The sequence below is a fragment of the Bradyrhizobium sp. 137 genome (genome assembly GCF_023074095.1).
GTDB lineage: Bacteria > Pseudomonadota > Alphaproteobacteria > Rhizobiales > Xanthobacteraceae > Bradyrhizobium.
Genome location: NZ_JADPKU010000042.1, coordinates 263,815 through 271,450, shown reverse-complemented (window position 1 = coordinate 271,450; position 7,636 = coordinate 263,815). Strand labels below are relative to the sequence as shown.

Here is a 7,636-nt window from a genome sequence, read left to right as displayed (position 1 = left end):
GCCGATGCCCCATCATGATCTTCAGTCCTGCCAATTAGACAGACTGAATCACTGATATCTCTGCGTCGCAACAGCTGCCTTTTTCAACAGAATCGACCCATCTGCGAAATTGAGCATCGGCGGACCAAAGTCCGGTCATTACATTAGAGCGGGCCTGATTTGCTCAACCTGAGTTCTTCGCAGTTTGACCCGAAGCCGGACATCACCCCTCCGGTACCCCGGCCACGCGCATCCCTTTCAGGATGCGCCTACTTCCGTCGAGAAAGGTCGCATTATTGCCGATTGACATGCTCTTCATGCGACGAATCGTAAATGTGGAATCGAGCGCTTGCCCTGCTTTCGCGGCGGCGTACGCGTCGTTCAGCTTGCCAAGTAGCGCGAGAGCAGCCGCAAGCCCAAAATGCACGAGCGGATAATTTCGGTTGACTTCGATACTGCGAAGGAACCACCCGACTGCTTCGTTATCTGCTCCGACCTGCAACTTGGAAAACCCGACCGGCGACAGCCATCTGTAGGCAAGAGTGTCACGAGGAGAGAGGCGCAATGCTTGGTTTACGTGCCCCTCTGTCTCTGCGCCGCAACCCATTATATACTTAGCGAGACCAATCATCGCGTGGGCGTCGGCAAAATTCCGATCTAATTCCAATGCTCGCTCGCACTCTGCCAACCCTTGAACCGCGCGGTTCGTATGCATCAAGACGATTCCTAAGAGCAAGTGTGCAAAGGGATGGCTCGGTGCATGGGATAGCGCCTTTAGGAGTATGGTCTCTGCGGCTGCCAGACGAAGAGGCAGGTCGTCAGTCAAAAAGGTCGATGAGGATGTCACATCGACCGCCGCCATCCAGATTTTCGCGTCGACGTTTTCAGGGTCGATCGTCAATGCCCGCTCGAAATAAAGGCGAGCTTGTGTCAGCGAGCTAGACGTGAGGCCCTCATTGAATGAATGGCGACCCCGGAAAATCAAATCTATGGCGTCGGGATTGGGCGTGTTTTCCGCTCGCCGTGCCTCAGCCTCAATCAGCTGGGCATTCACTGTGTTCGCCAGCCGCGCTACGATCTCATCCTGCATGTCGAGCAGGTCAGCGACGGGTTTATCGAACCGGTCAGCCCAGAGGTGACTACCTGTTTCGGTCTCGACAAGCTGCACGTTCACTCGCAACCGGTTGCGGTCACGTTGTATGGAACCTTCGAGTGCGTAGCGGACGTTCAGTTCGCGACCGATCTGTTTGAGGTCAGCGACCTTTCCTCTGTAGGTGAATGCTGTGTGTCGGCCAATGACGAACGAGCCTCTGATGCGAGACAAATCCGTGGTTAGGCTCTCGGTCACGCCATCTACGAAGTAGTCTTGCTCAGCATCACCGCTGAGGTTGGTAAAAGGCAACACAACGACGGAAAAATGAGGTGGGGAAACCTGTCGTGTCCGCCCAGTTTCTGATGCCCGGTTACCTCCATCCCGGATCATCGCATAAGCTCGAACAGGGTGAGCGATGTTCTTCAGATGTTGTTCGCCAATATCGGCGAACTCTGCATCGACCTTACCTCGGACGTGTTCGTACACAGAGGCAGACACGCATATGCCACCCGGCTCTGCAATGCTCTCCAGCCGTACCGCTTTGTTGACGCCGTCTCCAAAGATGTCGTGGGGCTCGACGATGACGTCGCCAATGTTAATGCCTACGCGGAAAGCAATACGTGTTTCGTCAGCGTCACCTATCGTAAGTTCCTTGATGAGCTTTTGAAATTGTACGGCAGCCCGCACCGCTTGGACCGCGCTCGAAAACTCCGCTAAGAATCCGTCGCCGGTATTCTTCACGATACGGCCCCGGTGTTCGGCAATTGCCGGGTTGACAGCGTTAGCTAAGAGCGCTGCAAATTTGGCATGCGTAGGTTCTTCATCGGTATGCATCAGCCGCGAATAACCAGCGACATCGGCAGCCAATATCGCTGATAATCTGCGTTCGATCCCGATTGGCCGTTCTTGCACCATGGCCTACGATCCACGCCTCGCGCGATTGTACATCAAGTCGAGCAGGATGCCCACCCATCCAATGTCTCCTGTTGGCCCATTGCATCAATTCGCGGCAACAAAGCCATTCCGCCGCTTTCGGATCGAAGCGGACATTGAGCAAACCGCTACGTCGCGGCCAATGACGTCTGATGGGCAATCTCGTCACTTCGCCAGCACCTCACCGCGTGCCCGTCCGGCCGTGTCTCCAGCGTCGGCTCCGGCTCGCTCCGGCACACCGCCTCTGCGTAACGACAGCGCGGGCTGAACGCGCATCCGTTCGGCGGGTTGAGCGGATTGGGCAGGTCACCGCCTGTCGTCGCCAGCGGGGCGTGGCGCAAGGGATCGGGAATGGCGGCGATCAGGGCCTGCGTATAGGGGTGCGCCGGCCGTTCGAAGATCTCGCGCCAGTGGCCATTCTCCACGATGCGGCCGAGATACATCACGGCGACGCGATCGCTCATGTGCTCGACGACGCCAAGGTCGTGGCTGATCATGATGTAGGACAGACCGAGCGTCTCCTTCAATTCCAGCAAGAGATTGATGATCTGGGCGCGGATCGAGACATCGAGCGCCGAGACCGGTTCGTCGCAGATGACAATCCTGGGATTGAGGATCAGCGCCCGCGCAATACCGATGCGCTGGCGCTGGCCGCCGGAGAATTCATGCGGGTAGCGGTCGGCCTGCTCGGGCCGTAGGCCAACATGTTTGAGCATCGTCGCGACGCGATCCTCGATCTCGCTTTTCGCGGTCACGCCATGGACGCGCAAGGGATCTTCGAGCGTGCGGCGGACGGTCTGGCGCGGATTGAGCGAGGCGTAGGGATCCTGGAACACGATCTGCACGATGCGAGCCAGCGCCTTGCGGTCCGCGGACTGCCTGTTCGTGACGACCTGCCCGTCCAGCACGATGCGGCCGCGCGTCGGCGTCAGGAGACCGAGGATCGAGAGCGCGATCGTCGACTTGCCCGAGCCGGACTCGCCGACGAGGCCGAGGCATTCGCCGCGCCTCAAGCTGAGATCGACACCGTCGACGGCACGGAGCAGCCGCCTCTCGCGGCCGAGCAAGCCGCCCCCCAGTGGAAAATGCACCGCGAGATCCTCGACGCTGAGAATGAGATCGTCGTCCGGCCTCCCCTGTGGCTCATGCATGATGGTGACACCTCACCAGACCGCCGGCGCCCAGCAAATCCGTCCCCGGCGCAGTGGTTCGGCAAATATCGGTCGCCTGCGCGCAGCGCGGATTGAACCGGCATCCGTCCGGGAAGCTCGCGATCGCCGGGACGACGCCCGCGATCTCCTTGAGTCTGGTCCGGCCAAGCGCAGCGCGACTGCCGAGCCGCGGCAGCGAGGCGACGAGGCCCTGCGTATAGGGGTGCGAGGGTGAGCGGAAAATATCGGCCGAGCCGCGCTCCTCGACGATGCGGCCAGCATACATGACGGCTACGCGGCGGCAGACATTGGCGACCAGGCCGAGATCGTGGCTGATCATCAGGATGGCCGTCCGCCGCTCGGCACATAGATTGCGCATCAGCTCGATGATCTCCGCCTGCACGGTCACATCGAGCGCGGTGGTCGGCTCGTCTGCAATCAGGAGATCCGGACCGCATGCCAGCGCGATGGCGATCATCACGCGTTGCCGCATGCCGCCCGAGAGCTGGTGCGGGTAATCCTTCACGCGCCGCTCGGGCGCGGGGACGCGGACGCTCGCCAGTGCATCCACCGCCAGCTGATTGGCTTCCCGCCAGCTCTTGCCCTTGTGCAGCACGAACATCTCGGCGATCTGCCGGCCCACGGGCGAGACCGGGTTCAGGGCCGTCATCGGCTCCTGGAAGATCATGGCGATGCGGTTGCCGCGCAGCGCCCGCTGTTTGGCGGCGGAAAGGTGCTGGATCTCCCGCCCCTCAAAGCGGATGACGCCGCCCCCGATCGACAATGGCGGCCGCAGCAGGCCGATCAGAGCAAGCGCCGTGATGCTCTTGCCGCAGCCGGATTCACCGACAAGACCGAAGGTCTCGCCACGATCGATGCGGAACGAAACGCTCTCGACGGCGGGGACCTTGCGGGATCCGTCGTTGAGATCGATGCGCAGATCCTCGACTTCGATCAGCGGCGAGCCCGTCATGTGCGCCGGCTCCGCGACTGTGGATCGAGAATGTCGCGCAGGCCGTCGCCAAGCAAATTGAGGCCGAGCACCGTCAGGAAGATGGCAAGGCCCGGGAAAACCGAGAGCCACGGCGCCGTCGTGATCTGGTCGCGGGCTTCCGACAACATGCTGCCCCAGCTCGGAAACGGCGGACGCACGCCGAGGCCGAGGAACGACAATGCGGCTTCGGACAGGACCGCACTACCCATGCCGAGCGTGCCGATGACGACGATCGGTCCGAGCATGTTGGGCAGCAGCTGCGTGATCATGATGCGCATATCGCCGTAGCCGAGCACGGTTGCCGCCTGCACATAGCCCTGGCTCCTCAGCGACAGCGCCGAGGCCCGTGCGATCCGGCAGGTGAAGGACCAGTTGGTCAAGCCGAGCGCGATGAGCAGGCTGGTCAGGCCGGGTCCAAGCACCGCCATGATGGCCAGCGCGAAGATCAGCGAAGGGATCGCGAGCATGAGGTTGGTCAGGGCGTTGACGACATCGTCCCACCAGCCGCCCCAATAACCCGCGCTCAGGCCGAGTGCCACGCCGATGACGCTGTTGATGAGTTGGGAGACGATGCCGACCGTCAGCGAAACGCGGGCGCCGTACACGACGCGGGAGTAGATGTCGCGGCCCTGCCCGTCGGTGCCAAACCACCAGGTCCAGCTCGGCGCCTCCTCTGCATTCATGAGGTTGGCGTCCATGATCGGATCGGTGTGCGCCAGCCATGGCGCGAGCAGGCCGACCAGGATCGCAAGCGCAAACAACGCGCCGCCGATGACGAGATTGGCGCGGAGCTTCATGCGTATCTGATCCTGGGATCGATCACGCCGTAGAGCACGTCGATCAGCAAATTGAGCGCGAGAAAGAACAGCACCACCACGAGAATTGAGCCCTGGACGGCCGGAATGTCGCGCTGGAGGACACTGTCGACCAGCAGCGAGCCGATGCCCGGCCATGAGAACAATTTCTCGACGACGACGGCTTGCCCCATCAACGCGCCGAATTGCAGGCCCATTGTCGTGAGAATCAGGACGAGCGCGTTGCGCATCACATGCCACTTCACGACACGGGTCTCGCTCATGCCCTTGGAGCGCGCGGTGCGGACAAAATCGGCGGTCATGATCTCGAGCACGGCGGCGCGCGTCGTCCGGGCCAGCAGCGCCATCGGCGAGACGCCAAGCGTCACGGCCGGCAGGATCAGATATTTGAGGCTGCCGTCGCCATAGCCGAAGCTCGGCAGCCAGCCAAGCTTCAAGGCGAACAGGTACATCAACAGCAGCCCGAGCCAGAATTTGGCCATCGAAAGGCCCGACACGGCGACGACCATGGAGACCGTGTCGACGATGCCGCCCGGTCGCAATGCTGCGACAAAGCCGAGCGGAACGCCGATCGCGATCGCAAACGTCAAGGCTGCGAATATCAATTGCAGCGTCGGCCACATCCGTTTTGCGATCATGGTCGTGATCGGCTCGCGGGTCCGGAACGAGGTCCCCAGATCACCTGTCGCAAGCTTGCCGATGTAGGCGCCAAAGCGCATGTAAACGGGATCGTCGAGGCCGAGCTGCTTTTTCATGCGCTCCACGACCTGCGGGTCCGCTGCACCGCGGCCGTCATCGCTCATGCTCGATACGATGCTGCCAGGGACCACGCTGAACAGGACGAAGACCACCAGCACCACGGCCAGCACGGTCGGAACGGTTTGCAGGATTCGGCGGATCAGGAAGGCGAGCATTGCAACTGTTCCTCCCTCCCTCCGTCGCTTCTTGCGATGGTGGGAGGGTGAGAGCGCGGGTCACTTGGCGGGCGACGTCTCGTCCACCCAGAGGTCCTCGACATTTTGATGGGTCAGTTCCGTCGCATTCAGCTGAATCCCCTTCAGCCACGGCTGCACCGCCATGACCGCCTTGTTGTAGTTGAAGAACCAGACCGGAGCCTCTTCATAGAGCAGAGCATTGGCCTTCCGGAGCAATTGGTCGCGTGTTGCATCGTCGTCGGCCTGCCCGGCTTCGTCGATCAGCTTGTCGAAATCCGCGTTCTTGAAGGACGTGTAATTGCAAGCTGATTGCGGCGTCGACGAGTAGAAGCATTTCAGCGCCGCTTGGGGATCCGGGCCTGTCGCCATGGAATAGACATAGGCCTGGAAGTCGCCTTTGCGGATCACCTCCGCCAACACTGCGGTCTCGACCTGCTTGACCTTCACCTTGACGCCGACGCGGTCCAGCATCGGGATGATGGCCTCGACGATCGGCAGACCCCAGCTTTCGTTCTGACTGGTCGTCCATTCGAACTCAAAGCCGGTGGGATAGCCGGCGTCCGCGAGCAACTGCTTTGCTTTCGCGGGATCGAAGGCGTAGGGCTTCATCGCCTTGTCGTAGAGCGGCGAGGTCAGAGGCAGCCAGCTCGTGGCGCGATAGGCCTTGCCCTTGACGAGCTTGTTGATGATCAGGTCGGTATCGATCGCGTGGTTGATCGCCTGCCGGACGCGCTTGTCGGCGAACGGCTTGAAGGTCGGATTCATTCCCATGTGACGGGTGAAGACCTCGGCGACTTCGACGATAGTGCCCTTGAGGCCAGGGTCGGCCTGATAGGCGACATATTGCGCCGGCCCGAGCACGGACGTGTCGATCTCCTTGTTGCGGAAAGCGACATCGCGGGCCGCGGCTTCGCCCATGATCGAGACGATGAGCTTGTCGGCATAGGGCTTGCCGGGCTTGTAGAACCGGTCCCACCGCTCCAGGACGATACGCGATCCCGGCACGTGCTCGACGAACTTGAAGGGTCCAAGACCGATCGGCTTCTGGATGAAGCTTTCCTTGGCGCCCTCGTCGGCGGGATAGATCGAGGTCAGCGCGTTGAAGAAGTAAAAGCCCGGATCGACCTTCTCAGTCAGCTTCATTTCCAGGGTGAAGTCGTCGATCTTCTTCAGGCCGGAGATCTCTTTGGCCTCCCCCTTCTCGACCGCGGCCGCGCCCTCGATCACGCGCACGAAGCGCGCGCCGGGATAGGCCTTGGTGCCGTCCATGATCCGATTGTAGGACCAGATGACGTCGTCGGCCGTCATCTTGCGGCCATTGTGGAAATACGCGTCGTCCCGCAGCTTGAAGGTGTGAACGAAGCCTCCGCCGGAGACCACGTGCTCCTTGGCAAGCTCCAGAACCGGCTTGCCTTCCGTGGAATTCCAGATGTAGAGCGACCGGTGCAGAGCCTTGGCGTAGATCTCGTCCTGCGCGCGCTGCGTCGTATGAATGTCGAGGCTGGTGAAACTCGAGCCATAGGGCGCGGTCATGCGGATGGTTCCGCCCTTGCGCGGTGTCTGGGCCTCCGCCGTGGCGGCAAGCGCCAGTCCCAAGCCAGCAACGATCGCCATTGTCCTGAACATCATGTGTCCCCCCAATGTAGGCGTGCTCTGATCGGCGAGTTGACCATTCACAGCATGTCGAATGCAAGCGCCTTGAAGGAATGACCTATGCGATCCGGGCTTCACCTCTT

General features: G+C 61.2%; 6 protein-coding genes. All 6 read right to left on the bottom strand.

Going from position 1 to position 7,636, the window contains the following annotated elements:
* Window positions 1-202 precede the first annotated feature (202 nt).
* Complete coding sequence (locus tag IVA78_RS09130; protein ID WP_247277180.1) at window positions 203-1,987, bottom strand: adenylate/guanylate cyclase domain-containing protein; 1,785 nt, start codon at window positions 1,985-1,987, stop codon at window positions 203-205.
* A 146-nt stretch (window positions 1,988-2,133) separates the two neighbouring features.
* Window positions 2,134-3,156 carry an oligopeptide/dipeptide ABC transporter ATP-binding protein gene (locus IVA78_RS09125; protein WP_247277179.1) on the bottom strand — a complete coding sequence of 341 codons (1,023 nt, stop codon included), beginning with the start codon at window positions 3,154-3,156 and terminating at the stop codon, window positions 2,134-2,136.
* A complete protein-coding gene (locus IVA78_RS09120; RefSeq protein WP_247418450.1) occupies window positions 3,149-4,129 on the bottom strand; it encodes an ABC transporter ATP-binding protein in 981 nt (326 codons plus the stop codon). Before IVA78_RS09120 ends, IVA78_RS09125 begins: the two co-directional genes overlap by 8 nt.
* Window positions 4,126-4,947, bottom strand: coding sequence for an ABC transporter permease (locus tag IVA78_RS09115; RefSeq protein WP_247277177.1), 822 nt, complete (start codon window positions 4,945-4,947; stop codon window positions 4,126-4,128). Before IVA78_RS09115 ends, IVA78_RS09120 begins: the two co-directional genes overlap by 4 nt.
* Complete coding sequence (locus IVA78_RS09110; RefSeq protein ID WP_247277176.1) at window positions 4,944-5,879, bottom strand: ABC transporter permease; 936 nt, start codon at window positions 5,877-5,879, stop codon at window positions 4,944-4,946. The genes IVA78_RS09115 and IVA78_RS09110 overlap by 4 nt, the downstream gene beginning before the upstream one ends.
* Before the next feature lie 60 nt (window positions 5,880-5,939).
* Window positions 5,940-7,526, bottom strand: a complete 1,587-nt coding sequence (locus tag IVA78_RS09105) for an ABC transporter substrate-binding protein (protein ID WP_247277191.1) — start codon at window positions 7,524-7,526, stop codon at window positions 5,940-5,942.
* Window positions 7,527-7,636: the final 110 nt, after the last annotated feature.

What these genes read in the sequence shown, in the direction of transcription:
- IVA78_RS09115 (WP_247277177.1), bottom strand. Translation starts at nt 4,947, where the DNA reads ATGAAGCTCCGCGCCAATCTCGTCATCGGCGGCGCGTTGTTTGCGCTT.
- IVA78_RS09130 (WP_247277180.1), bottom strand. Translation starts at nt 1,987, where the DNA reads ATGGTGCAAGAACGGCCAATCGGGATCGAACGCAGATTATCAGCGATA.
- IVA78_RS09105 (WP_247277191.1), bottom strand. Translation starts at nt 7,526, where the DNA reads ATGTTCAGGACAATGGCGATCGTTGCTGGCTTGGGACTGGCGCTTGCC.
- IVA78_RS09120 (WP_247418450.1), bottom strand. Translation starts at nt 4,129, where the DNA reads ATGACGGGCTCGCCGCTGATCGAAGTCGAGGATCTGCGCATCGATCTC.
- IVA78_RS09110 (WP_247277176.1), bottom strand. Translation starts at nt 5,879, where the DNA reads ATGCTCGCCTTCCTGATCCGCCGAATCCTGCAAACCGTTCCGACCGTG.
- IVA78_RS09125 (WP_247277179.1), bottom strand. Translation starts at nt 3,156, where the DNA reads ATGCATGAGCCACAGGGGAGGCCGGACGACGATCTCATTCTCAGCGTC.